Here is a 26627-nt window from a genome sequence, read left to right on the forward strand (position 1 = left end):
ACTGGAAATTGAAAAAAAACTGATATATAATACGAGAAATCGAAAACAAGTAGATAAAAATAAATGTTCTTAAGAGGAGGAATTTAATCATGGCAAGTTTTAAATGGGACAAAACAGGACTTTTTGCAGCAGGTGTTTTATTCGGAACTGCTGGTATCAAGCTCCTTTCCAGCAAAGATGCAAAGAAAGTTTACACAGAGTGCACAGCTGCTGTTTTAAGAGCAAAGGACTGCGTAATGAAGACGGTTACAACTGTTCAGGAGAATGCAGGTGACATCTATGCAGATGCACAGCAGATCAACGAGGACAGAAAGGCAGCAGAGGAGCCATTCGAGGATGAGGCTTCCGAGGGCGAGACTGAGTTCAAGGAGACTGAAGACGAGGCACAGACAACAGAGGAAGCTGCTGAGTAATTTGTCTATCAAACAGATGCATACCGGGGACTGCCGTATTTTTACGACAGTCCTCTTGCTTTGAAAAGTAGGTGAACATATTGAAATTTACGATTAAACATGAGAAGAAAGGACGTATCAGGGTCCATCTTTTTCAGAAATATATGAATTACAATCAGGCAGACACCCTTCAGTATTATCTGGAGAATCTGTCCGGTGTAAAGAAAGCACAGGTATTTAACCGTACCTGTGACGCATTGATTTATTATACAGGAGACAGAAATGAGCTTTTGAAATCCATTCAGGCATTTGGATACACAAGAGTTTCTGTTCCGGTACAGGTTCTGGAGAATTCCGGAAGAGCATTAAATGAGACATACAAGGAGAAACTGGTAGATAAGATTCTTTTCCATTATGGAAGAAAGCTTCTTCTGCCGTATCCATGGTCTGCAATTTACACCACTGCAATGTCAGTGAAATACATCTGGCTTGGAATTAAGACCCTCTGGAAACGGAAAATCGAAGTTCCGGTACTGGATGCAACAGCCATTGGCGTATCCATTTTCCGCGGCGACTTCTCCACTGCAGGTTCTGTTATGTTCCTGCTTGGAATCGGCGAACTGCTTGAGGAGTGGACACACAAGAAATCTGTGGATGACCTTGCACGCACTATGTCCCTGAATACAGGCAAGGTATGGCTGCGCAGCGAAGGCACAGAGGTTCTTGTGGACGCAGACAAGATCCAGACTGGCGACATGGTTGTGGTACATATGGGAAATGTGATCCCATTTGATGGTGTGATCGCAGAAGGCGAGGCAATGGTCAATCAGGCCTCTCTCACTGGCGAATCCGTTCCGGTAAGAAAAGTGGAAGGAAATTCCGTATACGCAGGTACTGTAGTAGAAGAGGGCGAAGCTGTCCTTACTGTAAAAGCAGTAGGCGGAGCAAGCCGTTATGAGAAGATTGCAGCGATGATCGAAGATACTGAGAAGCTGAAATCCGGTCTTGAGAGCAAGGCAGAGCACCTGGCAGACAGACTGGTTCCGTACACACTTGGCGGCACTGCTTTAACTTATCTTCTTACTAGAAATGTAACCAAGGCAGTTTCCGTACTGATGGTTGACTTTTCCTGTGCACTGAAGCTGGCGATGCCGGTTTCCGTACTTTCCGCGATCCGCGAGGCCGGAGAATATAAGATCACTGTTAAGGGCGGTAAGTTCCTGGAGGCAATCGCTGACGCAGATACCATCGTATTTGACAAGACTGGTACTCTTACAAAGGCAGAGCCTACTGTAGCGAAGGTGGTTTCATTTGATGGAAAGAGCGAGGATGAGCTTCTTCGAATTGCAGCCTGCCTGGAGGAACATTTCCCTCACTCTATGGCAAAAGCTGTTGTAGATGCGGCAAAAGAGAGAAAGCTGGACCATGAGGAAATGCACTCCAAAGTAGAATACATTGTAGCGCATGGTATTTCTACAACCATCGAGGGCAAGAAGGTCATTATCGGAAGCTCCCACTTTGTATTTGAAGATGAGAAGTGCACCATTCCGGAAGGCATGGAAGAGCAGTTTAAGAATCTGCCAAATGAGTATTCCCATCTGTATCTTGCAATTGAAGGCAGTCTTGCTGCAGTCATCTGCATCGAGGATCCTCTTCGTGAGGAAGCACCGGCTGTGGTAAAAGCACTGAAAAAAGCCGGCTTTACCAAGGTTGTTATGATGACCGGAGACAGTGAGCGTACAGCCAAAGCTGTTGCTGCAAAAGTTGGCGTTGACGAGTATTATTCTGAGGTTCTTCCTGAGGATAAGGCAAGCTTTGTAGAAAAAGAGAAGGCAAAAGGCCGTAAGGTTGTGATGCTTGGTGATGGAATTAACGATTCTCCTGCACTTTCCGCAGCTGATGCAGGTATTGCGGTAAGCGAAGGTGCTGAAATTGCAAGAGAAATCGCAGATATTACCATCGGTGCAGACAACCTGGAAGGCATCGTAGTTCTGAAGAATATCAGTGATGCACTGATGAAGCGTATTCATAATAACTACAGAACTATCGTAGGATTTAACACAGGTCTGATTCTGCTTGGCGTTGCCGGAATCCTGCAGCCGACTACATCCGCACTGCTTCACAATACCTCTACACTGCTGATCGGTATGAACAGCATGAAGAATCTGGTGACAGAAGACATCTGATCTTTTTGCAGGATGTCGCTCAACTGGTTTAGTCAGGACCTATTAGAGAGTTAATGAGACTATTTTTCATTAGCTCTCTTTTTTTATTTTGCTACTTGACAGCAGTAAAGGATTAGGTTAAACTAACATCATAAAAGTTAGCACTTGCTAACTAAAGCGTATAAACCTGAAACCCGCAGGATATCCTGTGGCGAATACATGAGTGTAACCGTAAAATATAGAGATAGAAGTGAAAACTTCTAATTTTTTTAAGAAAGGGTTAGAATAAGCTAACAAAAATAAGAGATAAGAAACATAAGGGGAATAAGAATCCTGTAATTGGAAATGCTTATCATAAATGCTTAAAAACCCGGAAAGGACAGTTCACATGAGTATTGTAATTATTGGCGGCAACGAGAGAATGGTGTGTCAGTACACGGATATCTGCAAAGATTATGGCTATAAAGCAAAAGTTTTTCCAAAGGAGAATGGCGCAATCCGCAAGAAGATTGGATGTCCGGATCTGATGGTGCTTTTTACCAACACCGTGTCTCATAAAATGGTCATCAGTGCTTCCCAGGAAGCTAAGAAAAATAACATCCCGGTAGCACGTGTTCATACCAGCAGCGCAAGTGCTTTAAAATGCGCTCTTGATGAGCACTGTGTAATGGCATAAGGAGGCCGTCATGATCGAGAAATGTCTCATTGAGCATTGTGCTCCAACTCTTGCTTCCCTGAAAGCTGCAAATCTTTTTAATGCGTGCTGTGAAGAGGGAGAAAATATTGATCTTCAGCTTGTCATCTGGAACCAGATGATGAATCCAAAAGGAGTAAAGCTGATGGCTCTTCGCAAATGGAAGAATCACGCACTAATCTACGTATACCGTGAAAAAAGGCTGGCAGAGAATCTGAAGCGCCCGGGCGTAGCCAGATTTCTGAAAAAATATGGTTACCAAAACGGGGAGCCGGATCAGTGCCTTGCACTTTTGAGAAAGCGCTTTGAAGCAGCACAGGGCTTTCCTCATGAGATTGGGATTTTTCTTGATTATCCACTTGGAGATGTGATTGGTTTTATCCAGAACGGCGGACAGAATTATAAATGTTCCGGCTGCTGGAAAGTTTACTGCAATGAATGTGAAGCATTGAAAATGTTTCAGAAGTATCATAAATGCCGGGAAGTTTACCGAAATTTATGGGAAAAAGGCAGGAGTGTTCTGCAGCTGACAGTGGCTGCTTAACATACATAAAGAGTCGGCGATGGGAAATGAATACAAGAAAGTTTTCGGGGGCTGGCAACAAAATTATTAAGAAGAAAGAGGTAGAATGAAGTCATGAGTAAAGTAGCAGTTGTATATTGGAGCGGAACCGGTAATACAGAGGCAATGGCAAATAAAGTAGCAGAGGGTGCTAAGGCTGCTGGAGCAGAAGTAGAAGTAATCAGCGCTGACGATTTTGACGGAACAGATATCAGTGGTTTTGATGGCGTAGCTTTCGGATGCCCTGCAATGGGAGATGAGGAGCTTGAGGATTCCGTATTCCAGCCAGTATTTGAAGCATGTGAGGCAAAGCTTGCAGGCAAAAAAGTAGCACTTTTTGGTTCCTATGGCTGGGGAGACGGCGAGTGGATGCGCAGCTGGGAAGAGAAATGCCAGAACGATGGCGTTGCACTTGCTGTTGACAGCGTGATCTGCAACGAGGATCCGGATGATGAAGCTCAGGCTGCATGCATCGAGCTTGGAAAAGCAATCTGCTAATTGTTTTATAAAGAACATAAGTATATTGAAGAATATAAAATAAGAGCATAAGGAAACCTCCGTCCCGGCGTACCGCGAAATGCCTGGGAGGGAGGTTTTTTAGTGCGTAAAAATCCCCCGGAAAACAAAAAATTCCCCCTCTTTTCAAAGAATGGAAGATAGAGTAAGATGGTACCAGAGATAGTGATACCTTTGTGTATAAGTAGGTTTTGGGACAATATTTTAGTTCATAAAGGAGAATAAAAAATGGACGTTACAGAGAGAAAATACCAGTTTGGAACCGAAGAAAACCAGGCATTTATGAAAGAAATCAGAGAGGATCTGCTGAAGTTCGGACATCAGTTTCCATCACCAGGAGGAAGCTCCTATTACCTGGGGGATGACGGAACTCCATGGAAAGACAGAAACCGCGAAACATGGATCACATGCCGTATGACCCATGTGTACAGCATTGGCTCCATGCTGGGACATGAGGGTAGCGAAGCTCTGGTTGACGCGGCACTGAAGGGAATCCGCGGGGAACTTCACGATGACAAAAACGGCGGCTGGTACGCAGGCCTTACCAAGGACGGAGAGATTGTTCCTACCAAGCAGTGCTATGCACATGCATTTGCAATTCTGGCTGCCACATCAGGCATTCTTGCAGGCAGAGAGGGAGCAAAAGAGCTTCTGGAAGATGCCCTTAAGGTTTATGATCTTCGCTTCTGGAATGAGGAAGAGGGACTTTCCTGCGATACCTGGAATACAGAATTTACGGAACTGGATCCCTATCGCGGAGTAAACGCAAATATGCACACCGTTGAGGCATTTCTTGCAGCGGCAGATGCAATCGGTGATGAGAAATACCGCGTCCGCGCAGGCAGAATTATTGACCATGTGATCAGCTGGGCGAAGAATAACAGCTGGCGGATTCCAGAGCATTTTTACAGCAACTGGGAGCCAGATCTGGAATGCAACAAAGACCGTCCTGACGATCAGTTCAAGCCATACGGAGCCACTCCTGGCCACGGAATTGAATGGGCGAGACTGATTACCCAGTGGGCTCTTTCTACATACAAAGAGGACAAGACTGGTGCCGCTCCATATATTCAGGCAGCGGAGAATCTTTATAACCGTGCGATCGCAGACGGCTGGAACGCAGACGGCGCACCGGGAATCGTTTACACTACTGACTGGGACGGCAACCCTATCGTCCACGACAGAATGCACTGGACCCTGGCTGAAGCCATTAATACGTCTGCAGTTCTGTACCGTGTAACCGGAAAAGAAAAATACACAGCAGATTACGCTGAGTTTATGGCATATCTGGATGAAAAGGTCCTGGATCATGTAAACGGCTCCTGGTTCCATCAGCTTGACCGCCAGAACCATCTTCTGACAACCGTCTGGCCCGGCAAATCCGACATCTACCACGCCCTCCAGGCAACCCTGATCCCCTACTGCAATCCTGGCCTGTCTGTTGCGGCTGCGGTGAAAAAGCAGGATTACGCATAAGCTTTTGATGCATAATATTATCATGTAAACCAACGAAAACCTAGAATTTTCTATGGCACTAAATGGGACGATTCAAGGTTTTCGTTTGTTTTCCTCACCTTCTCCCGGTCGGAATTTTATGCCGAATTTTGTCGAACGATTTTTCTTTGTTTTACTCCTGTTCTGTGATAAACTTTTTCTATCTTATAAGAGCATTTCTTTTAAAAGAATTTTCTTTGCTTCATTTCGAAGCGAATATTTCTCGAAACAAACGGACTACATTTGATGCGCATCAATGCCTTGTGAAAAGGCAGGAGAGACTTTATGGAAAATAAGCTGAAACAGTATTTTCCTATTATTCAGCAGATTTACTTTTACGGCAGTATAAAAGGTGTCTATACCATAGTGCTTTTTGAAAAAAGCCCGGTACAGTTCCACAAATATCCAGATGTATATACCCATTATTTTTGCCAGAAATCCAACACAGGACTTGAGATGAATTTACTCCAGAATTATGTGTTTATACCACTTGATATTTTTTCGCAGACTGTGCACAATAACGGTATAAGGAACCTGCTTGAAGCATGGCTTGTATTTCTAAGCATAGACTCGCCGGAGCTGATGATCAGCCTGATTACAGAGTACCCGAAGTTCAAAGTCATGTACGAGCATTTATATTACATTTGCCAGAATGTGGAAAGGATGATGGAAATGTATTCAGCAGAACTTAAAATACTTGACCGAAACACTGTACAGTACATGGTAGACCAGATGCAAGAGGCGACTAATTCGTTAAGTGCGGAGGTAAGCATGAAGCAAGAAGCACTTCAATCTAAAGAGCAGCAATTAGAAGAAGCTCATCAGAAAATCAAAGAACTTCAGCAGTTGCTTGGAAAGTAAAACCAGGACGAATACGTGTTGGGAAAACTGATGCATGAGAACTGAACCAGTCATTTTTCCAAAAGCGAACTGGAAGTTTTCCGATATTCCCCCGGTGTCATCCCATACGCTTTCTTAAAAGTGCGCATGAAATGCTCCGTTGTTTCATACCCCACAAGCTTGCAGATGGATGGAATGCTCAGTGTGGTTTCCCGGAGGGCGCGGCAGGCCTGGTTTAGTTTAATATCACGTATGATCTGAAGGAAGGTACGCCCGGTACCTTCCTTTATTAATTTGCTGAAATGAGAGGAACTGTAGCCAAAATGCGCAGCAGTGTCGCTAAGCGATGCAATCTGGAAATTCTGGTTCAGGTAGTTCAGAATTTCAGTCATGGAACTGCCAGTAGTCTCCTTTGTGAGGATGGATTCAATATCATTTTCGTGGTAGCGAAGAAGCTTGGCCCAGAATAAGATCAGCATGGAGTTGAGAAAAGTATAGCTGTATTTCTCATGGCCAAGATATTCTATAAAAAGCTTCTCCACAGATTTCATAACAATTTTATCATTTCCAGTGTGGAAAATCAGAAAATTCCCCTCTGTTTTGTGATAGAGCACATGGGTAAAAAACTGGGACAGTGCGCTGTCTGCAGTCAGTGTCTGGAAAAAGGTGGACTGGAAAGCGGAAGTCCGCACCAGAATATTGATGGCAATGCTGTCATCAAAAATACTCACGCTGTGTCTGGTGTGAGGAGGGATAATGCACACATCTCCCTGCTGCAAAGTATGCGGAATCCCCTGGATGGTGGTCTTTACCGTGCCGTCATAAATGCACATAATTTCAAAAAATTCATGCTCATGGGCAAAGGCTGGAGTGTAGCGGTAGTGCTTGGAAAGCATAATATCCCCTGTAAAATCCTGGAATAAAGTTCCTTCATTCAGATAAGGGAGCCACCCTTCCTTGCGAAGGGCAGGAACATAAAGCTTGCGCTGGGCGATCATTTCCCTGTCCAGATTCTGGCAGTATTCTCGAAACGTCTCTGGATGCTCTTTCTCTGCAAAATAGAGATCACGGTAAAAAATCTCATCCTGTTCGTAAGAATGTATGTAATTCTGAAATTCACTTCTGGTTAATTTCATAGTACAATCCTCATTGCGTTGTCTGTAGATAAGCTGAGTATACCATATCTGATTTTATAAGAAAAGCAATAACTGCCCGAAGATACATTAGAAAAGATCATATTTTCCCGAAAATAAATCGTAAAAAAAATCAGTATTTCGTAAAAAAAATCACAATTGGAGAAAACGCCAAAAAAGGGTAAAGTAAAACCATAAAAGACGGAGGTAATGAAAATGAACGAAGTGGAAAAAAAGTAAAAATCGGACTTTGGCGTCAGAGAATCGGCTATGGTTCCTCTGATTTTGCTTGTAATCTGATCTGGCAGATGATTTCCCTGTATCTGCTGTATTTCTACACAAATGTAATGCATTTAAATGCAGGAGCAGTAAGCATTATGTTCCTGGTAACCAAATTTATTGACGGTGTATCTGACCTGATCGTAGGCTATCTCATTGATAAGACCAATACCAGATGGGGAAAATCAAGACCCTGGATTCTTTTTGGAGCTGTTCCGTTTGGTGTAACAGCTGTGCTTGCTTTCTCTGTACCTGATATAGGACAAACCGGAATGCTGATCTATGCATACGTAACCTACATTCTGCTGTCAACCTCTTACACAATTGTTAATATTCCAATGGCATCCATTCTCCCGGCGCTTAGTGAAAACCCGCATGAGAGAACCGTTCTTGCTTCCTGCAGAACCTTCTTCTCCTCTGTTGGTTCTACGGTTGTAAGTGCTTTTGCCTTAACTCTTGTAGATAAATTTGGAAATGGAAATGAAGCCCTTGGTTTCCGTATTGTTATGATCATCTTCGGTGTGATCGGCTGCCTGGTATTTTTCTTCTGCTTCTTTAACACAAAAGAACGTGTTATGGTACAGGCGGAAAAAGTTAGCCTGAAAGCAAACATTTCCTGTCTGCTTCACAATGGCCCGTGGAAATTATTTGCGCTGAACATTGTATGGTTTTTCGGCGGATATGTAATTCAGGCAAGTGCAGTTATTTACTATTTTACCTATGTAGTACAGAACACCAGCATGGTTCAGATCGTTGCCACCATTACAACACTGGTGCCAATTGTAACCAACCTTCTGGCTCCATTCCTTGTAAAGCTTACAAGCAAGAGAAACCTGATGATCGGAGGAAGCGCGGTACATGCAGGCGGTCTTCTTATCATCTTCTTTGGCGGTACCAATGTACCGGTGCTGATTGGAGGCGCAGTGATCGCTGCCGCAGGATACGGTCTGAAAGGAAGCATGCACTTTGCAATGCAGCCTGACCCGGTTGACTATGGCGAGTGGAAGAGCGGTGTAAATACAGCGGGAACTCTTTCCGCAGTAAACGGATTTATTGGAAAAGTGGGCATGGCAATTGCCAGCAGTATTGGTGCAGCACTGCTTCAGTTCGGCGGATTTGACGCAGTTCTTTCCGTACAGTCTGCAACTGCACAGAGCTACATCACAACCATGTACATTTGGGTTCCCATCGTGATGAACATTGCAACAATTATCACCATGATGTTCTATAACCTTGATAAAATTTACCCGCAGATCATCAAGGAATTAGATGAAAGAAGAGCAGCATAATCCCTGAAAGGAGACATTAGAAGATGGTAAAATTAAACGTGAAAATCGTGTCCATGCAGGATGCCGATAAATTTAACAAAATCTGCAGCAAATTTGACTGCGACATGGATCTGCAGAGCGGAAAATATTATGTGGACGCCAAGTCCATCATGGGAATTTTCAGCCTGGACCTGAGCCAGCCGCTGGTGCTTAACGCAGATACAGATGATGAGCAGAAGGTGCGAGAAGCATTTGCGGAATTTGTTCAAGAAGCATAATTGCCAGACGAAAACCGATTATTGCCATAATCCCATGCGCCCCGGAAATCATTCCGGGGCGTTTGCTGCGTTGAGAAAAGAATGCCGCCTGAACTTTGTTCTGTTATGTTTGTATGGCTTGACATTTTTTACAGAATGTGCACAATAACAGTATAAGTAAAGTGCTATTTATAAAAATAAGGGGGTATCAATGAAACTTACAGAAAAACGCTTTAAATACACATTCTTCACAAGTATTTTCGTAGGTCTTGCGGCACATTTATTTGCACTTACCAATGTACTGCAGAATTACGACAATATCTCACAGACACCAGTGGGTGTTGGAACAGGTGTTACATCAGGAAGGTGGGTAATTGAGTTATTGTCCCAGCTTCATATAAAGTACGGCGTGAACTATAATATTCCTATGGTGAACGGGCTGATTGCCATTTTTCTTTTATCCGTGAGTGTCTGCCTGATCATCGATGTACTGAATATTCAGTCTGTACCGCTTTGCTGTGTATTTGCAGGAATTTTTATCAGCTTTCCTGTTGTTACCAGTTCCATGTTCTTTATGTATGTGGTGGAATATAATTCCCTCGCAGCATTTTTAGCAGTCCTGGCCGTCTGGGTGGCCAGAAAATACCATTGGATCGGTCTCGTCGGCGGAACTCTTTGCCTTGCAGTATCCCTTGGAATCTATCAGGCCTATCTGCCAATGACTGCAAGTTTGTTTGTTATTTTGCTGTTAAAAGAGGTTCTGTCGGGTAAATCCAGATGGCTTACGGTACTTTGCAGAGGAGTTCTTGATCTTTTTACTATGATTCTGGGATTTGCAGCATATTATGGCTGTATGAAATGGAATTTGGCAAAACACGGCGCCGAATTGTCTGATTATCAGGGAATTAATAATATGGGAAATATTTCTTTACGCAGTCTTCCGGGACTTCTGAAGCGTGCGGTGGGAGATATCGTAAAGATGCCATTCATTGATTATTATGGAATTTCATCTACAGTTGTTGTCAGAATCGCAATTGTGATTCTTGCAATAATTTCATTTGTGGGGATTGTTTATCTACTTTGGGCAAAGAAAGCCAGAGTGAGCCTGATTTTAGAATGTATTTTGCTGTGCATGATTTTTCCATTGGCAGTAAACGGCATCACCATTATGTGCTCTGAGAGCGAAATCTATACCATGATGGTATATGGCTCTGTTTTCATTTTTCTGGTGCCGGTTATGGTTATGGATCTGATCGTTCAAAACGCAGATGTGAAAATCAATAAGCTTTCCCGCCGAAAGCTGTATCTGTATGGACGAAACAGCGTAGCAGCACTTCTGATTCTGGTCACGGTTCAATATGTCTGGCTGTCCAATGGAAATTATATGGCAATGTATTACAATACAGAACAAACCAAAGCATATTTAAGTTCCATGCTGACACAGGTACGAATGACGGAAGGCTTTAATACCTCTCTTAGCTGGGCGTTTATTGGAAAAGTATCGGATGAGACCTTTCATAATCAGTGGAAGGACTCCAATAAATTCCACTATGGAGGCAACGGAGTTACAGAAGAAAAACCGCTTGTAAACTATTATTCCAGAAAATCCTGGTTCTGGCATTACATGGGATATGTACCAAACCTTGTTGACAATGACCAGGTAAAAGAACTGAGAAAAGATCCTTATGTAAAAAATATGCCCTGTTATCCGGATTACGGATCAATTGCAATCTATAAGGACACCGTTATTATCAAGTTATCTGACTAAAAAGCTATGAGTTAAAGCAGTGATTTCATGTGAGCATGGAGTTGCTGCTTTTTTGTTGTAAAATTCGTAAAAAAGGTCAGTATTTCATCTCAAAAAAAACAATTGGAAAACACCTAAAAAAGAGGTAAAGTAAACCCATCGAAGGAAGAGTACCGAAAGGAGAAAAGAATTATGCCAGAAGTAAGCATTGATTTAAATATGGTTCGTGTAACCAACGATGATTTTGTAAAAAAAGCAGAGGCCTGCGCACCGAAGCTTCAGGAGACCGTTGTAAAGCCAGTTTCTATCGTGGATGTTGTAAAAACAGAAAACATATATCCAGATGTAGTTGTCAAAGACTCCATTGAAAATCTTTCCAGCTACCATCTTGCCAAAGGGGACAAGCTGTGCCTGGACTTTGGAGATCACCAGGTTGGATATGTAACTCTGAAGCTTGCTTCTGTAGGAAGCCCGCAGGACTCACCTGCATTTTTTCGTCTGAAATTCGGAGAGATTGCAAAAGAGATGACGGAGGATTCCGCAGACTATGACGGATGGATCAGCCGCGGATGGATCCAGGAAGAATTTATTCATATTGATGTGCTGCCAGCAGAACTGAAGCTGCCAAGACGCTATGCTTTCCGCTATCTGGAAATCGAGGCAATCGATACTTCCCTGAAATGGCAGATGGTTGTGGAGGATGTAACCTGTGTCAGTGTTTCTTCTGTAAACATGGATCAGGTAAAGCCTATCAAGAGTGATGACGAAATGATCCGTACACTGGACAAGGTCAGCCTGCGTACTTTAATGAACTGCATGCAGTCTGTATTTGAAGACGGCCCGAAACGTGACCGCAGACTGTGGCTGGGAGACCTGAGACTTCAGGCACTGGCAAATTATGATACATTTAAAAACTATGACCTGGTAAAAAGATGTCTTTACCTGTTTGCAGGCCAGACAAGAGATGACGGAATGGTAAGCGCCTGCCTGTTTACAGAGCCGAAATTTATTGTGGATGATACCTTCCTTCTGGACTACTCTATGTTCTACGGAGCCGCACTTCTTGATTACTATAAGGCTTCCGGTGACATGGAGACTCTTCGTGACCTGAGCAAATGTGCTTACCGCCAGATGGAGCTTGCAGGAAAACAGTTTGACGAGAAAGATCTTCTGATCTGCGGCGAAGGCTTCTGGGCATTTATCGACTGGACTGATGGCCTGGACAAGCAGGCTGCGATGCAGGGCGTATATATTTATTGTGCGAAAAAGGTACGTGAAATTGCTGAAATCCTTGGGGATACCGAAAAAGCAGCAGAGCTTGCAAAGGAAGAAAAAGCCAAAACAGAAGCAGCAAAAAAATATCTTCTGGATTCTGAAGCCGGACTGTTTGTAAGTGGACCGGACAGACAGATTAATTATGCAAGCCAGGTTTGGATGGTACTTGCTGGTGCAGTAGACAAAGAAGACGGCGCACAGATTCTTGAAAAAGTAACAGACATGAAGCCGGAAAAAGGTATGGTTTCCCCGTATATGAATCATCATTATGTAGAAGCACTTCTTCTTTGCGGGAAAAAAGAGCAGGCTCTTGACTATATGAAATATTACTGGGGCGGAATGATCAGCCACGGAGCAGACACCTTCTGGGAGCTTTATAATCCGGAAAATCCGGCAGAGTCTCCTTATGGAAGCAGTATTGTTAACAGCTACTGCCATGCGTGGAGCTGTACCCCGACTTATCTTTTGAGAAAATATTTTGCCTGAGGAGGAAATAATTATGACACGTGTTTTAAAAGAAAGAACTTTTTCAGGAACAACTAACCCGGAAGCTGCGTCATGGGAGAATGAACATCGTCAGATAGCAAGAGAAGCAGCAGATGAGGGAATTGTTCTTCTGAAAAATGAAGACCAGATACTGCCTCTGAAACCGGGAAGTGCAGTTGCTGTTTATGGTGCAGGCGCAGGCAGAACAATCAAGGGTGGAACTGGCTCCGGCGATGTAAATGAGCGTGAGAACATTTCTATCTGGCAGGGGCTGAAAAATGCAGGTTACCAAATCACCAATGAAGACTGGATCAGCAGCTACGATCAGATTTATGAGAAAGCCCGTCAGGACTGGAAAAATGATATTAATGCAAGAGCCAGCCAGACTGGCGGTGATGTGATGGACTTTTTTACGGTTTACAGTACAACACCCTTTATTATGCCAACTGGTGATCCTGTAAAGGTACCGGAAGCTGATGAAAGCACAGACACTGCAATCTATGTACTGAGCCGTGTTGCCGGAGAAGGCGCAGACCGCAATGCAGATAAAGGAGATTATTATCTGAAGGATGACGAGCGCCAGATGGTGGCAGATCTTTGCCAATATTACAAAAATGTTATTATTGTTATCAATGCAGGCGGACAGGTGGACCTTTCCTTTATGGATGAATTTTCCAATATCAAAGCACTTCTGGTGATTGTACAGCCTGGAATGGAAGGAGGAAATGCTTTCGCAGATGTCATTTCCGGCAAGGTAAATCCATCTGGAAAGCTGGTGGATTCCTGGGCATATAAATATGAGGATTATCCAAGCGCAGCTACTTTTTCCCACAATAACGGTAATGTGGAAAAGGAGTTCTATGAGGAAGGACTTTATGTAGGATATCGCTATTTTGATACATTTGGAATTCCGGTTCGCTATGGCTTTGGATACGGACTTTCCTATACCACATTTGAAATTCAGAATGCGTCAGTTAAAAAAGAACAGACAAATCTTCTGAAGGTTTCCATGTCTGTAAAGAATACTGGTGCTGTTGCCGGAAAGGAAGTTGTACAGGCATATGCTTCCTTACCTGGTGGCTCCATGGAAAAAGAGGCACATCGTCTGATCGCATATGCAAAAACAGAACTGTTACAGCCAGGAGAGGCGCAGAGCATCACGCTGGAAATCCCGGCAGAATGCTTAATCTCCTATGATGAGAAAAAAGCAGCATGGGTTCTGGAAAAAGGATTTTATGGAATCTTTCTTGGAAACAGCCTGGAAAGTGCCAATTTGACATTCGGGCTGCAGCTGGATCAGGATGCAGTTCTGGAAAAAGTGAAGAATCTTTTTCCGCTAAAGGATGCATTAAAAGAATTAGAGCAGCCAGCAGGTGCAACCTGTAAACGTGAAGCTGTACAAGCTGCGCTTGCCAGGTCAAAGCAGCTTCCGGTTCTGGAACTGAAAGCTGCTGAGTTTAAGACAAAGAAAATTGTATACCGTAAGAACAGTGAATTGGCTGCACCTGAGGCAATGGAATTTGTAAATACCCTTTCCGTGGAAGAGCTTATTAATCTGGCTGCCGGTGATCCTGGAAAAGCACAGGGTGGAAACCTGGGAGCAGCCGGAATTTCCGTACCAGGCTCCGCAGGTGAGACACATAGATGTGCTATTGACAAAGGTCTGGCAAGTATTGTTCTTGCAGATGGCCCGGCTGGCCTTCGCCTTATGAAATATTACAATGTAAATGAAGGAAAGATCATTTCCATGCCATTTGAATTCAGTCTGGAAGGCGGACTTTTCTACAATGGTCCTACTGAGCTTCCTGGCGACAGATACTACCAGTACTGTACGGCAATTCCAGTGGGAACCATGCTGGCACAGACCTGGAATACAGCCCTGATTGAAAAAGTGGGCGCTATGATTGGAAAAGAGATGGAGCATTTCGGAGTTACCTTATGGCTTGCTCCTGGAATGAATATCCACAGAAATCCTCTTTGTGGAAGAAACTTTGAGTACTATTCCGAGGATCCGTATGTAGCAGGTACCATTGCAGCTGCCATGACAAATGGCGTACAGTCCAACTATGGATGCGGAACTACCATCAAGCATTTTGCATGTAACAACCAGGAAGACAATCGCATGGGCTCTGACAGCATTGTTTCTGAGAGAACCATCCGTGAGCTTTACCTGAAGGGCTTTGAGCTTGCAGTGAAAGAATCTCAGCCTCTTTCCATTATGACAAGTTATAATCTGATCAACGGCGTTCACGCTGCCAACAATTATGATCTTTGCACAGAGGTGGCAAGAAATGAGTGGGGCTTTGGCGGTGCCATCATGACCGACTGGACAACCACTGAACGTGATGACAGCTGTACAGCTTCTGGCTGCATGTGCGCCGGAAACGACCTGGTTATGCCCGGCTGCTTCGGTGACCACGACAACCTGAAAAAAGAACTGGAAGCCGGAACCCTGAAGCTGGAAGACCTGAAAGCCTGCATCGCAAGGCTGGTCAGCGTAATCTGGAAATCCAATCAGTATGAGGAAAATTAAATAAATTTTTATATAAAGGAATCCCCCGGAGACATATGGTGCTCCGGGGGATTCTTTTACGAAATATTCATTGATTTAGAGCGTGCAACCAAAATCATTTCCGCAATTTGCACGCCCCACTTTGCAGTATATTTTACACGAATTCAGTTGCCGTAGCTGGAATGAGAAGAATTCTATTCATCCCATCCTTCATACAACCGTATATTCACCTGAATATTCCGCACTACATCGCCCTCTTCCAGTTCCATGTCGTCAGGGTCGGTAATGGGCGGGAGTTCCGGGACTTCTTCGGAAAGCTCTACTGAGATCCAGTCGAAAGCAGCGGCGTTGGCATTTTCGATGGCTTCGTCTAAGGTGTCACCTTCTCCGAAGCAGCCCTCCAGGTCGGGGAAAGTTCCCTTGTAGCGGCCGTCTTCGGTTTTCTTAAAAACTGCAGGATATATAAATTTCATAATAAACCTCCCAGGAAAATAAAGTAGTAAAATTCATTTTTAGAAATATTATAAGCGTTTAAGTCCGGAAATACAAGAGATGAAACAGTAAGATATTTATGTTTGCATTTAAATGGAAAAAGGAACGGGATTGTAAAAGCTACTGTAAAATGATATTCTTACATTTAAAGATAGTTTATACAATGCTGTTGAAGGCCGATAGTATTTTAGAAAAATGACTGCGGGAGGCAAACTATGGAATTTCAGCATGAACTGATCATACCCAATGAGGGGCTGCCGTTTAAAATATTTTTATTTGAGGGTGGACAGGGCCATTATGAGAGAGAGAAGCACTGGCACACATCTATCGAGATTTTTGCCGTGCTGAAAGGCAGACTGACGTTTTTTCTGAATGATGAGGAATATCCATTGGAGGCGGGTGAGCTGATTATTATCAATTCTAATGAGATTCATTCTATTTATGCGCCGGAAAAAAATGAAACCGTAGTCCTGCAGATTCCGCTGAAGCAATTTGAAAAATATTTTACTGCACAACGCTTTATCCGTTTTACAAGCGCAGCCCGGCTGGCAAAGGATAAGAATACGAAGGCTCCGGATAACCGGAAACTGGCATTTTTTATAGAAGAATTGCACAAGGTATACCAGGCCAGGGAAGAAGGCTGGGAATATCGAACTATGGCATTATATTATAATGTTTTGTACCTTATGGTAAAAGATTATCGTGAAACTAAAGCAGAGCAGGCGGAGATTCAGGATAGCCGTCGCCTGGATGCTTTGTCAAAAATTACCACTTATATGCGGGAGCATTATACCGAAGACCTGAAGCTTTCGGACATGGCAGCCCTTTTTGGATATTCCGATGCTTATTTGTCGCGAATGTTCAAAAAGTATGCGAAAATCAATTTTAAGGCGTATTTGCAGGAAATCCGCATGTCCTACGCCTACAGGGAGTTGAGTAACACAGAGAAAACCATCAGTCAGATTGCTTTGGATAACGGATTTGCAAACAGCCGGGCCTTTTCCGGGGAGTTTCAGAAGAAGTACGGGATATTGCCAAGTGATTTCAGGCAAAAGCTGGCAGATAATAAAAGGTCAAAAAAGTGCTATACATAAGACAAGAAAACCGTCGAAAAGCATGCCAGGATATGGTATGCTTTTTTCAACTTAAGGAGCTTGCGGAAAAGCTGTGGAAGACCGCTGGTTCTGAAATTTTGAGTGTAAGCCTGTCGGCATTCTGACAGGTGAAAAAGGAGGTTAATTGTGAAGATTCAGAAAGTAACAGATCCGGCATTCCGCAAATACGGACAGGTGCTGGAGGGATACGATTTTACAAGCCTTATTAAAGAAATGAAGCACACACCGGTTCCCGAGGATGTAATTTATGTTCCGTCAGTTGAGGAACTGGAAGCACTGGATGTTATGAAAAAATTGCAGAACAAGGGCTACGGCGGACTGCCTATCCAGATCGGATACTGCAACGGACATAACAAGAAATTAAATGCAGTGGAGTATCACCGCAATTCCGAGATCAATGTGGCAGTGACAGACCTGGTTCTTCTGATCGGACATCAGCAGGATATTGAGCCAGATCATACATATGACACATCTAAGATCGAGGCATTCCTGGTACCTGCAGGAACCGGAATCGAAGTTTACGCAACTACACTTCACTATGCACCATGCCATGTGAACGAGGGCGGTTTCCAGTGCGTTGTTGTACTGCCGAAGGGAACCAACACAGAGCTTACTTTCCCAACTGAGAAGACCGGAGAGGACAGCCTGATGACAGCCAAGAACAAATGGCTGATCGCCCACGAGGATGCGAAAATCGAAGGCGCATTCAATGGCCTGAAAGGTGAGAACATCACAATCGACTAAGTTTTTCAAATTAATTATAGCAATCAAATAATAAGAAAATTTAAATATGGAGGAATACCTATTATGAACAATATACCAGTAGTAAAACTTGGATTAATCGCAGTAAGCCGTGACTGTTTCCCAATCGAGCTTTCCGAGAAGAGACGCGCAGCTATCATGGAAGCTTACAAAGGAGAGCTTTATGAATGTCCAGTAACTGTTGAGAATGAGAAAGACATGGAGAAGGCTCTTGAGGATGTAAACAAGGCAGAGTGCAACGCACTGGTTGTTTTCCTTGGAAACTTTGGACCTGAGACTCCTGAGACTCTGATCGCAGAGAGATTTGACGGACCTTGCATGTATGTAGCAGCTGCTGAAGGCGACGGCGACATGATCAACGGACGTGGTGATGCTTACTGCGGTATGCTGAACTGCTCCTACAACTTAAAGATGCGTCATCTTGAGGCTTATATTCCGGAATATCCGGTAGGAAGAGCTGATGACATTGCGAAGATGATCGCAGACTTCGTACCAGTTGCACGTGCTGTCATCGGTGTTCGCAATCTGAAGATCATTACCTTTGGACCGCGTCCGCAGGACTTCTTCGCATGCAACGCACCGATCAAGGGACTTTATGAGCTGGGTGTTGAGATCGAAGAGAACTCTGAGCTTGACCTTCTGGTTGCTTACAAAGAGCATGAGAACGATCCTCGTATCCCGGAAGTTTGCGCAGATATGGCAAAAGAGATGGGCGAAGGCAGATACTATGCTGACCTTAGCGAGAGAATGGCACAGTTTGAGCTGACTCTTCTTGACTGGGCAGAGGCTCACAAGGGTGCAAGAAAATACGTTGCATTCGCTGACAAATGCTGGCCTGCATTCCCGTCACAGTTCGGATTTGAGCCTTGCTATGTAAACAGCCGTCTTGCTTCCAGAGGAATTCCGGTATCCTGTGAGGTTGATATTTACGGAGCACTCAGCGAGTACATCGGACTTTGCATTTCTCAGGATGCTGTTACACTCCTTGACATCAACAACTCTGTTCCGCAGTACATTTATGATGAGGACATCAAGGGAAGATATGATTACAAGCTGACAGATACATTCATGGGCTTCCATTGCGGAAATACTCCGGCATGCAAGATGTGCGAGTCCAGAGCAGTTAAATATCAGCTGATCCAGCACAGACTTCTTGAGCCGGCAGGATCTGAGCCAGACTTTACAAGAGGAACTCTTGAGGGAGATATCGCTGCATCTGATATTACATTCTATCGTCTGCAGTGCAACTCTGAAGGAGAACTGGTTTCCTATGTTGCAGAAGGTGAAGTCCTTGATGTACCTACAAGATCCTTCGGCGGTATCGGTATTTTCGCAATCAAGGAGATGGGAAGATTCTACCGTCACGTTCTCATCGAGGGCAACTTCCCGCATCATGGCGCAGTTATGTTTGGACACTACGGAAAAGCATTCTATGAAGTAGTGAAATTCCTTGGACTTGATGTGAAGAAGATCGGTTACAACCAGCCGGCTGGTGTAAGATATCCAACTGAGAATCCATGGGGCTAATTAAGTAACGTTAATAATTTATAGGCGTATAAAAACGGCCGTACCACTTTATGCGGTACGGCTGTTTTGGTAAGGAGGACAAAATGTATTTTATCGGTGTTGACCTTGGTACTTCCGCAGTGAAGCTTCTTCTTATGGAAGAATCCGGAAAAATCTGTAATATTGTTTCCAAAGAGTATCCCTTATTTTTTCCCCATCCGGGCTGGTCTGAGCAGAATCCGGAAGACTGGTACACCCAGAGCATGGCGGGAATGAAGGAACTGACTGAGGGAATCGACCGCTCACAGGTTGCTGGAATCAGCTTTGGCGGTCAGATGCATGGCCTGGTAACTCTGGACGATCAGGACCAGGTAATCCGTCCTGCAATTCTCTGGAATGACGGGCGTACCTCTGAGGAGACTGATTATCTGAACAATGTGATCGGCAAGGATAAGCTTTCCCAGTACACTGCCAACATTGCGTTTGCCGGTTTTACTGCTCCGAAGATCCTGTGGATGAAGAAAAATGAGCCGGAGAAATTTGCGAAGGTTGTAAAGATCATGCTTCCGAAGGATTATCTTGCTTACCGCTTAAGCGGATCCTTCTGCACAGATGTTTCTGATGCATCCGGTATGCTGCTTCTTGATGTGAAGAACCGCTGCTGGTCTAAGGAAATGCTGGAGATCTGCGGCGTGAAGGAAGAGCAGCTTCCGAAGGTTTACGAGAGCTGGGAGGTTGTGGGAACCCTGAAGCCAGAGGTTGCGAAAGAGCTTGGTTTCTCCGAGAATGTGAAAGTAATCGCAGGAGCAGGTGACAATGCGGCAGCAGCTGTTGGAACCGGAACGGTTGGCGATGGCCAGTGCAACATTTCTCTTGGAACATCTGGAACTGTATTTATTTCCAGCAAGAATTTTGGCGTAGACGAGAACAATGCCCTTCATTCCTTCTGCCATGCAGACGGAAGCTATCACCTTATGGGATGCATGCTCAGCGCTGCTTCCTGCAACAAATGGTGGGCTGAGGAGATTCTTGGAACCAAGGATTTCGCAGCAGAGCAGGCACCGATCACAAAGCTTGGAGAGAACCATGTTTACTTCCTTCCATACCTGATGGGAGAGCGTTCTCCTCACAATGACCCGGATGCAAGAGGCGTATTTTTCGGAATGTCCATGGACACTTCAAGAGCAGATATGACACAGGCTGTTCTGGAGGGGGTTGCGTTTGCACTTCGTGATTCCCTTGAGGTTGCCAAGAGCCTTGGCATCAAGATCGAGCGTACCAAGATCTGCGGCGGCGGAGCAAAGAGCCCTCTCTGGAAAAAGATTATTGCAAATGTGATGAACATTAAGGTGGATGTCCTGGAAGTGGAAGAGGGACCGTCCCTTGGCGGCGCTATGCTTGCAGCGGTAGGCTGCGGCGTTTTCCCGGATGTTGAGACAGCAGGCAAAAAACTTGCCAAAGTAGTAGATACCGTAGAACCAACTCCGGAACTGGCTGCCAAATATGAGGAAAGATACCAGAAATTCAGACAGCTGTATCCGACAATGAAACCATTATTTAAATAAGAATATGGAAGTTTAAGATTAAACAAAAAGCAAAACAGAGCGGTGCGTTATGACCGCTCTGTTTTGCTTTTGAGAACCTTATAGAACAAACTTTTCCAGAACCTCAGCCACTCCGTCTTCATTATTCGTATGCTTTGCAACATAGTCTGCATACTGCTTTACCCCGTCTGGGGCGTTGGACATGGCCGCGCCCAGGGCAGCGTAGCGGATCATGGGGAGGTCGTTGAAACCGTCGCCAATGGCAATGGTTTCGGCAGGGGAAAAGCCGTAGAGTTCTCCAATCCTGTCAATGGCAGCGGCTTTGGACACCTTGCTGTTGAAAAATTCCAGGTAAAAAGGCTTGGAAGTGCAAAAAGTAACATTCTGGAAATGGGCTGCACTGCGCAGCTCTTTTTCTATTTGCTGAATTTTCTCCACATCATCATACCACAGGATTTTGGTAATGCCTTGGGAGAGAAGCTGTTCTATGGAGGGAATGGGAAGAGGCGTTACTTTGGTTGCCTGGCTGTATTCGTGGATGCGGTCATTTAACTGGTTTCCGTATAATTTGTTATCAGACCAGATGCACATGGTAGTGTCATAGCGGATGCCTGCTTCCAGGATTTTGCGGGCGTCATCGGATGCAAGCTCCTGGCGGTAGAGGATTTTTTCTGTTGCAGAATCCAGGATCATAGCGCCGTTGTAGGTGATCACAGGCCCCTGAATGCCAAGCTGCTTCTGGTAGCGGGATACGCCCTGAATGGGACGGCCTGTACAGATGGAAAAAATCAGCCCTTTATCCACTGCCTGGCGGATGATTTTGACTGTATGTGGAGTGATCTCATTAGAATCATTTAATAAAGTGCCGTCCATATCGGCGGCTGCAAATTTGTATTTCATAGTATTCTCCTGAATCGAGCCTGTTTGAAAAATCATTTTTTTAATGGCCTTATGTGTCTTTGGTGATGCAAATAATTATACGATACCTGTGACCTCTCTTCAACTGCTTTTACATGTATAAAGATTGCCCGGGCAGGATTTGCCTGGAATTTACGAAGTGCCTGGCAATCACTTTTTGACTGTTTTTGTGCAAAGAAATTGTCTGGAAAATGTTGACGGACAGGGATAATATATGAAATTTAAGGCGGCATCCAGAGAAACGGTTGTGAAGCGCCTGCGGAAACGAATCGAACTTCAGGAAGAATCCAGCAAACGGGTCAATATGGAAGCGTGGCGGAATGCTCTGTATAAAAGAAGCGAATATGATGAGCTTACAGGCGTGCTGAACCGACGGGGCATCCGAAAATATATGGTTCAGGCATTTTCTGATGCAAAAGCTGTGGGGAATAAATTTGCCGTTTTGATCATTGATGTGGACTTTTTCAAAGAATATAATGATACTTATGGGCATGTAGCAGGGGATGAATTCCTGCTGGCAATCGGCGGATCCCAGACTATGTCAGTTATGGAAGCGGCGGATAAGGCGCTCTATGATTTGAAGAAAAATTCTAAAAATGGCTTTGTAATCGTAGAATCCCTCCAGGGAGAAGAAAATGGATAAAGAAATTGAAAAAAAGTGCGAGAAAGTAATTGAATACAGATTTTCAGATCCCAGAAAGGCATACAATATTTGCAGTGAAATTCTGGAGCATGGTATCAGCAATGAAGAAGCTTATGAGGTAGCATATGCCCGTCTGTACATGGGGGATACCATGTTTTCCATGGGCGAGTTCCAGAAAGCTCTGGCCAATATGATGCTTGCAAAAAAAGTTCAGGAAAAATATGGATATCAGGATCTTCTGATGAAAACCTATAATATTATTGCTATTATTTATGTAAACCAGGGAGATGACCTGTTGGGCCTGGATTATTATTATAAGTCGCTAAAGCTTGCCCGCGAATGTGGTAACAAAGTGATGATGAGAATGGTGTATAACAATATTGGAGCTTTGCTGAATAACGCGGGAGACGCTGCAGGAGCGGCAGAATATTTTAGAAAAGTATATGAACTTTGTCAAAAGAGGGAACAAAGGGATTCGAAAAAAATTGACAATAAAAAGCAGTATCTTGTAAATCTTGCTGTTGGATATCTGGGGGAAAAGAAATATAAACAGGCAAGAAAGTATCTTGACATGGCGTCTATGGAAAGTGACGGAAAATCCCAGGACTGTTGTTCGGCAGCAGAGATTAACAGAATAGTAGATTCTGTGCGTGTTTATGTGGAAACAGGAAATAAAGCTGCTGCAATCAAAGAAGCAGAGAATATACTGTCACTTCCGGAAAAAATTTTGAAGATGTAGAAGCGTTCCGGCATTTTATTTGTCTGGCATCCTGTCTGCTTCAGCTGGAATATTTTGTAAGCCGTTATGGAGGAGATAAGTTTGTAATTCTGGGTATTAATAAATCTGACGAAGAATTAAGAGACTTTATAGAAAAGCTGTTCTGCAATATTAACAGTGCGAAGATGCCTTTTCTTGATCATATGGTCTTCCAGCATGTGACTATTTCCATGGGAGTGGTAAACAAAACCGTGGAAAGTGGTTACAGCCTGGCTGAGTTTATCAGCAGTGCGGACAATAATCTTTATGTGGCGAAGAAAAATGGAAAAAACCGATATGTATTTAAGTAGCGCGGCTGCAGGCAGTGCCTGTAAGGAGAGAAAAACCAGTCGGATACATGGAAATCTGAAAGTTTGTTTCAGTTCTGTGAAGATTCACATGGATTCCTGCAAAAGAAGCTGTGATTTCGGCAATTAGGAGAATTGTTTTTTGCCCTGTGAAATGGTAAAATAATAAGGTAATGCAAATGGAAAATAAGGAACAGGAAGAACTGTTTTTAAAAATATTTTCCAGCAGATAAAACTAAAAAAGAAAAGTGACGAGGTGTAAAGCTATGCAGGAAATGAAGCCAGTTAAAGAAGGCAAAGTGCGCGAGATTTACGACAACGGAGACAGTCTGATCATGGTTGCAACAGACCGTATCAGCTGTTTTGACGTGATCCTGAACAACGAAGTGACTAAGAAGGGCACTGTTCTCACACAGATGTCCAAGTTCTGGTTCGATATGACTCAGGACATCCTGCCAAACCACATGCTTTCTGTTGATGTCAAAGACATGCCGGAGTTTTTCCAGCAGGAGAAATTTGACGGAAACAGCATGATGTGCCGCAAGCTGGATATGATTCCGGTTGAGTGTATCGTTCGCGGATATATTACCGGAAGCGGCTGGGCAAGCTACCAGAAGGACGGCACAGTCTGCGGAATTACTCTTCCGGAGGGACTGAAGGAATCAGACAAGCTGCCTGAGCCTATTTACACACCTTCTACCAAGGCTGAGATCGGAGACCATGACGAGAATATTTCTTTCGAGCAGAGCGTTGCTCACCTTGAGAAATACTATCCGGGACATGGTCAGGAATATGCCGAGAAGATCCGTGATTACACCATCGCATTATATAAAAAATGTGCAGAGTATGCGTTAAGCAAGGGCATCATCATTGCAGATACCAAGTTTGAGTTTGGTCTGGATGAGAATGGAAACATTGTGCTTGGCGATGAAATGCTTACACCGGACAGCTCCAGATTCTGGCCGGCAGATGGATATGAGCCAGGACATGGCCAGCCATCCTTTGACAAGCAGTTCGCCCGCGACTGGCTCAAAGCCAATCCGGACAACAACTGGACTCTCCCACAGGAAATCGTGGACAAGACCATCGACAAATACCTGCAGGCATACGAGATGCTCACAGGCAAGAAGCTGAAATAATTACATAAAACCAAAACCAGCCGGGGAATTGCTCCCCGGCGATTTTTTGCAAAAAAATTCCCGGGAGGTAATATTCTCCCGGGAATTTATAGTTAAATTTCAATTAGAACAGTCCTGTGATCTTGCCTGTTTCGTCTACGTCGATCTTCTCAGCAGCCGGAACCTTCGGAAGACCTGGCATGGTCATGATCTCGCCGGTAAGGGCCACGATGAAGCCTGCACCTGCGGAAATCTTCAGGTTACGAACAGTTACTTCGAAGTCTGTCGGAGCGCCAAGCTTGGTCTGGTCATCTGTTAAGCTGTACTGTGTCTTTGCAACGCAGATCGGACAGTTGCCAAAGCCAAGAGCCTCCAGCTGTTTTGCCTGTTTCTGAGCGTTGGCTGTAAGAACAACTCTCTTGCCGCCATAAATCTTCTGAACGATATTGTTCAGCTTATCTTCGATAGAGCCCTCAAGCTCGTAGGAATATGTGAAGTCGTTCGGCTCTTCAACCAGACGGATAACTTCCTCTGCTAACTTCTTGCCGCCTTCGCCGCCTTTTGCCCATACTTCGGAAAGTGCAACGTTAACGCCAAGCTCTTTGCATTTTGCTTCTACAAGGTCAAGCTCTGCCTTTGTGTCGGTCGGGAATGCGTTGATTGCAACAACACATGGAAGCTTGTAAACGTTCTTGATATTGCTTACATGTTTCAGCAGGTTCGGAAGACCTTTCTCAAGAGCCTCCAGGTTCTCGTTGTTCAGATCTGCTTTTGCAACGCCGCCGTTATATTTAAGAGCACGAACGGTAGCAACGATTACAACTGCGTTTGGATGAAGGTCAGCCATACGGCACTTGATGTCAAGGAACTTCTCAGCACCAAGGTCAGCACCGAATCCAGCCTCTGTGATTGCATAATCAGCAAGCTTCAGAGCCATCTTTGTAGCGGTTACAGAGTTGCATCCGTGAGCGATGTTTGCAAATGGTCCGCCGTGAACGATTGCAGGTACATGCTCAAGAGTCTGAACCAGGTTCGGTTTCAGGGCATCTTTCAGAAGTGCTGTCATAGCACCCTCTGCGTGGAGGTCACCAGCTGTAACTGGTTTCTGCTCTGATGGTTTGCCGTATGTATAACCAATGATCATTCTGGCAAGTCTCTTCTTCAGGTCTGTGATGTCGCTTGCCAGGCAGAGAACTGCCATAATTTCGGAAGCAACGGTGATGTCATAGCCGTCTTCACGAGGCATACCGTTTGTTCTTCCGCCAAGTCCGTCTACTACATTACGAAGCTGACGGTCGTTCATATCTACGCATCTTCTCCATGTGATCTTACGTGGGTCAATGTTCAGAGCGTTGCCCTGGAAAATGTGGTTGTCGATCATTGCTGCCAGAAGGTTGTTAGCTGCGCCAATCGCATGGAAGTCACCTGTGAAGTGAAGGTTGATATCCTCCATAGGAACAACCTGTGCATATCCGCCGCCTGCTGCGCCGCCCTTTACACCGAATACCGGTCCAAGGGATGGCTCACGAAGTGCAACCATAACACTCTTACCCATCTGCTGCATAGCATCTGCAAGACCAACAGTTGTAGTTGTTTTTCCTTCTCCTGCCGGAGTCGGGTTGATGGCTGTAACAAGGATCAGCTTGCCATCCTTCTTGTCGGTTTCTTTTAACAGATTGTAGTCGATTTTTGCTTTGTATTTGCCGTACTGCTCAAGATACTTGTCATCAATACCTGCCTTAGCCGCAATCTCAGTAATTGGTTTCATTTCGCATTCCTGTGCGATTTCGATGTCACTTTTAAACCCCATAATAAAAGCTCCTTTCGTTGTGTAAGATTAAATG

The 26627-nt window shown here is 44.4% G+C and carries 24 protein-coding genes; 20 read left to right on the forward strand and 4 right to left on the reverse strand.

Annotation, left to right across the window (positions count from 1 at the left end):
• Window positions 1-89: 89 nt before the first annotated feature.
• From DWZ38_RS12235 to DWZ38_RS12265, 7 genes are all read left to right on the forward strand, one after another.
• Entirely contained in the window at window positions 90-413 is a 324-nt protein-coding gene (locus tag DWZ38_RS12235; protein WP_021926339.1) for a DUF6110 family protein, read from the forward strand.
• A gap of 80 nt (window positions 414-493) precedes the next feature.
• Entirely contained in the window at window positions 494-2578 is a 2085-nt protein-coding gene (locus DWZ38_RS12240) for a heavy metal translocating P-type ATPase (RefSeq protein ID WP_117853089.1), read from the forward strand.
• 367 nt (window positions 2579-2945) lie between these two features.
• Window positions 2946-3233, forward strand: a complete 288-nt coding sequence (locus DWZ38_RS12245) for a DUF2325 domain-containing protein (RefSeq protein ID WP_021926341.1) — start codon at window positions 2946-2948, stop codon at window positions 3231-3233.
• Between the two features lie 10 nt (window positions 3234-3243).
• Window positions 3244-3795 (forward strand): DUF3793 family protein, encoded by a 552-nt coding sequence (locus tag DWZ38_RS12250; protein ID WP_021926342.1) that lies wholly within the window; start codon window positions 3244-3246, stop codon window positions 3793-3795.
• A gap of 93 nt (window positions 3796-3888) precedes the next feature.
• Entirely contained in the window at window positions 3889-4311 is a 423-nt protein-coding gene (locus tag DWZ38_RS12255) for a flavodoxin (RefSeq protein WP_021926343.1), read from the forward strand.
• Window positions 4312-4557: 246 nt separating this feature from the next.
• Window positions 4558-5805, forward strand: coding sequence for an AGE family epimerase/isomerase (locus DWZ38_RS12260; protein WP_117853092.1), 1248 nt, complete (start codon window positions 4558-4560; stop codon window positions 5803-5805).
• A gap of 303 nt (window positions 5806-6108) precedes the next feature.
• Entirely contained in the window at window positions 6109-6684 is a 576-nt protein-coding gene (locus DWZ38_RS12265; RefSeq protein ID WP_117853094.1) for a PD-(D/E)XK nuclease family transposase, read from the forward strand.
• Between the two features lie 50 nt (window positions 6685-6734).
• Here DWZ38_RS12265 and DWZ38_RS12270 read toward each other — a convergent pair whose 3' ends face one another.
• Window positions 6735-7799 carry an AraC family transcriptional regulator gene (locus tag DWZ38_RS12270; RefSeq protein ID WP_117853097.1) on the reverse strand — a complete coding sequence of 355 codons (1065 nt, stop codon included), beginning with the start codon at window positions 7797-7799 and terminating at the stop codon, window positions 6735-6737.
• A gap of 260 nt (window positions 7800-8059) precedes the next feature.
• On the opposite strand from DWZ38_RS12270, the gene DWZ38_RS12275 reads away from it, so the two are divergent.
• The 5 genes from DWZ38_RS12275 (at window position 8060) to DWZ38_RS12295 (ending at window position 15641) form a co-directional block, all read left to right on the forward strand.
• Complete coding sequence (locus DWZ38_RS12275; RefSeq protein ID WP_243000258.1) at window positions 8060-9364, forward strand: MFS transporter; 1305 nt, start codon at window positions 8060-8062, stop codon at window positions 9362-9364.
• 23 nt (window positions 9365-9387) lie between these two features.
• Window positions 9388-9621, forward strand: coding sequence for an HPr family phosphocarrier protein (locus DWZ38_RS12280; RefSeq protein ID WP_021926350.1), 234 nt, complete (start codon window positions 9388-9390; stop codon window positions 9619-9621).
• A 190-nt stretch (window positions 9622-9811) separates the two neighbouring features.
• Window positions 9812-11368 (forward strand): glucosyltransferase domain-containing protein, encoded by a 1557-nt coding sequence (locus DWZ38_RS12285; protein WP_021926351.1) that lies wholly within the window; start codon window positions 9812-9814, stop codon window positions 11366-11368.
• A gap of 171 nt (window positions 11369-11539) precedes the next feature.
• On the forward strand, window positions 11540-13108 hold the full coding sequence (locus DWZ38_RS12290; RefSeq protein ID WP_021926352.1) for a family 78 glycoside hydrolase catalytic domain: 1569 nt from the start codon (window positions 11540-11542) through the stop codon (window positions 13106-13108).
• Between the two features lie 13 nt (window positions 13109-13121).
• The gene (locus DWZ38_RS12295) at window positions 13122-15641 is read left to right on the forward strand and encodes a glycoside hydrolase family 3 protein (RefSeq protein ID WP_117853101.1); all 2520 of its coding nucleotides are present in this window, start codon (window positions 13122-13124) and stop codon (window positions 15639-15641) included.
• Window positions 15642-15814: 173 nt separating this feature from the next.
• Here DWZ38_RS12295 and DWZ38_RS12300 read toward each other — a convergent pair whose 3' ends face one another.
• Window positions 15815-16093 (reverse strand): type II toxin-antitoxin system HicB family antitoxin, encoded by a 279-nt coding sequence (locus DWZ38_RS12300; RefSeq protein ID WP_021926354.1) that lies wholly within the window; start codon window positions 16091-16093, stop codon window positions 15815-15817.
• Between the two features lie 234 nt (window positions 16094-16327).
• Here DWZ38_RS12300 and DWZ38_RS12305 point away from each other — a divergent pair, with 234 nt between their 5' ends.
• The 4 genes from DWZ38_RS12305 (at window position 16328) to xylB (ending at window position 21060) form a co-directional block, all read left to right on the forward strand.
• Complete coding sequence (locus DWZ38_RS12305; protein WP_173765124.1) at window positions 16328-17206, forward strand: AraC family transcriptional regulator; 879 nt, start codon at window positions 16328-16330, stop codon at window positions 17204-17206.
• 147 nt (window positions 17207-17353) lie between these two features.
• Window positions 17354-17971 carry a DUF4867 family protein gene (locus DWZ38_RS12310; protein WP_117853104.1) on the forward strand — a complete coding sequence of 206 codons (618 nt, stop codon included), beginning with the start codon at window positions 17354-17356 and terminating at the stop codon, window positions 17969-17971.
• Window positions 17972-18034: 63 nt separating this feature from the next.
• Entirely contained in the window at window positions 18035-19516 is a 1482-nt protein-coding gene (locus tag DWZ38_RS12315; protein ID WP_117853106.1) for a fucose isomerase, read from the forward strand.
• 83 nt (window positions 19517-19599) lie between these two features.
• Window positions 19600-21060 carry a xylulokinase gene (gene xylB, locus DWZ38_RS12320; protein WP_021926358.1) on the forward strand — a complete coding sequence of 487 codons (1461 nt, stop codon included), beginning with the start codon at window positions 19600-19602 and terminating at the stop codon, window positions 21058-21060.
• A gap of 78 nt (window positions 21061-21138) precedes the next feature.
• Here the strand turns inward: xylB and DWZ38_RS12325 are convergent, their stop codons facing one another.
• Window positions 21139-21939 (reverse strand): Cof-type HAD-IIB family hydrolase, encoded by an 801-nt coding sequence (locus DWZ38_RS12325; protein ID WP_178105330.1) that lies wholly within the window; start codon window positions 21937-21939, stop codon window positions 21139-21141.
• A gap of 232 nt (window positions 21940-22171) precedes the next feature.
• Here DWZ38_RS12325 and DWZ38_RS12330 point away from each other — a divergent pair, with 232 nt between their 5' ends.
• The 4 genes from DWZ38_RS12330 (at window position 22172) to DWZ38_RS12345 (ending at window position 24804) form a co-directional block, all read left to right on the forward strand.
• The gene (locus DWZ38_RS12330) at window positions 22172-22600 is read left to right on the forward strand and encodes a GGDEF domain-containing protein (RefSeq protein ID WP_117853112.1); all 429 of its coding nucleotides are present in this window, start codon (window positions 22172-22174) and stop codon (window positions 22598-22600) included.
• Window positions 22593-23339, forward strand: a complete 747-nt coding sequence (locus tag DWZ38_RS12335; RefSeq protein WP_117853115.1) for a tetratricopeptide repeat protein — start codon at window positions 22593-22595, stop codon at window positions 23337-23339. The genes DWZ38_RS12330 and DWZ38_RS12335 overlap by 8 nt, the downstream gene beginning before the upstream one ends.
• Window positions 23340-23374: 35 nt before the next feature.
• On the forward strand, window positions 23375-23668 hold the full coding sequence (locus tag DWZ38_RS12340) for a diguanylate cyclase (protein WP_278309145.1): 294 nt from the start codon (window positions 23375-23377) through the stop codon (window positions 23666-23668).
• Window positions 23669-23931: 263 nt separating this feature from the next.
• The gene (locus DWZ38_RS12345; RefSeq protein WP_021926363.1) at window positions 23932-24804 is read left to right on the forward strand and encodes a phosphoribosylaminoimidazolesuccinocarboxamide synthase; all 873 of its coding nucleotides are present in this window, start codon (window positions 23932-23934) and stop codon (window positions 24802-24804) included.
• 103 nt (window positions 24805-24907) lie between these two features.
• Here DWZ38_RS12345 and DWZ38_RS12350 read toward each other — a convergent pair whose 3' ends face one another.
• Window positions 24908-26593: a formate--tetrahydrofolate ligase gene (locus DWZ38_RS12350; RefSeq protein ID WP_021926364.1), complete on the reverse strand. Its 1686-nt coding sequence runs from the start codon at window positions 26591-26593 to the stop codon at window positions 24908-24910.
• Window positions 26594-26627 lie beyond the last annotated feature (34 nt).

The organism is Ruminococcus sp. AF31-8BH (assembly GCF_003460605.1).
Lineage (GTDB): Bacteria > Bacillota > Clostridia > Lachnospirales > Lachnospiraceae > Blautia_A > Blautia_A acetigignens.